This window comes from Serratia sp. (in: enterobacteria) (assembly GCF_051654945.1).
In the GTDB taxonomy this organism is placed as follows: Bacteria; Pseudomonadota; Gammaproteobacteria; order Enterobacterales; family Enterobacteriaceae; genus Chania.
Genome location: NZ_JBOFZA010000015.1, coordinates 1 through 1,357, shown reverse-complemented (window position 1 = coordinate 1,357; position 1,357 = coordinate 1). Strand labels below are relative to the sequence as shown.

General features: G+C 44.4%; 2 protein-coding genes. Both read right to left on the bottom strand.

Features of this window, described 5'->3' with window-relative positions; genetic code table 11:
* Positions 1-117: 117 nt before the first annotated feature.
* Positions 118-354 (bottom strand): hypothetical protein, encoded by a 237-nt coding sequence (locus ACRDCA_RS00270; RefSeq protein ID WP_438687776.1) that lies wholly within the window; start codon positions 352-354, stop codon positions 118-120.
* The coding region (locus ACRDCA_RS00265) for a portal protein (RefSeq protein ID WP_438687775.1) at positions 354-1,357 on the bottom strand (1,004 nt) is incomplete at its 5' end. The genes ACRDCA_RS00270 and ACRDCA_RS00265, both read right to left, overlap by 1 nt.

Sequence of the window (1,357 nt, the reverse complement as noted above, 5' to 3'; positions counted from 1 at the left end):
CCTCTTCAACTGTTTCCTCAGTGGGCAGTGCTTCTTCATCATTAATCATGTTGAAATCAAAGTTATCCATGTCCAGAATCATCTCGTTCTGATCAACAACCATCAAATCTTGGTCCATTATTCACTCTCCTTCTTTCGGTTAACATCATTCAAATACTCTTGGAACTTCTGTTCAAGTAGAGTACAACCTTGGGACTGCATATATAGCATCTCTCGGGTTACTTTATCTTCTAACGGTGTACGTAGGATTTGGAAAGCAATATCCTTCTTAATTTCATTAAAAAGGAGGGAAATGTCTCCATTCCCCACCATATGCGTTACTCTATCCTTCAGCATATCCAATTCATAGTCCATTAAGACCTCCCAAGACCCACAGCACGTTTCTGTACTGCTTCAAGTTGAGCTTCCAAGGCAATCTCATTCTCCTTCATCTGCATCTCTTGTGCCTTCAGTCGGAGCTTAGCTTCTTCCAGTTGAACCTTACGTTCATCCAGTCGCAGTTGACGTTCCTTCAGGCTAAGTTCAAACGCCTTAGCATCCACCTCAGACATAGAGGTTTCCTTCTTGAGGTTGGTTTCGTCAGCAGCACGGAATTGTTCGAATTCAAACTTCTGAGCTTCTGCCAGACTATCAGCAACGAGCTTCTGAGTCTTAGCTTGAGTTTCCTTGATTTGCTCTTGCATCATTTGCAGTTGCAGCTCTTCAGCCGGGTTCGGTTGCGGAGGCGGAATCTGGTCAAGAGGTGTTACGAAATTATCTACATCGTAAATACCCAGAGATTCTACCAAATGCGTCAGCAAGTTATATGCCTTATCCGGTTGGAACATGTTAGTCATTTGGGGTACTTGGTTAACCATCATAGCAATGGATTGGAGTGCTTGAGCACGTTCTTGACGCTCTGTAGTACCAATCGCCACACTAACAATCATGTCTTGACGCGGAGGAAGAGTACGAGGGTCTACTTCAATCGGCCCTTGCAGGGAATCGATAGTTACCTTGTCCTTACCATTCACACGAATCAACTCATAAATCGAAGACATCAGGGGAATCATACCACGGTGTGCAATGTTACGTGCTACCATTCGCAGACGGTTCATCGATTGAGTCAGCATTTTGTTTACAGTGGCAAAAGCATTGTCGTTGTTGAATACAGCAGGATCAAGACCTTGGCCTAGCTTAGTTACACCAGTACGTTCTTCAGCTTTCCCTTCAATGTAGCCGATAAGGTCATTCACACCTTGAGGAAGTTGATGATAATCAAACGGAGTAACAGCACCAGGAGACATTACTTCAACCACACCACCCGGACGGTTGTCCAGAAGAGAGGCACGGTCAAATTGGCCCTTGATTGCTTGAT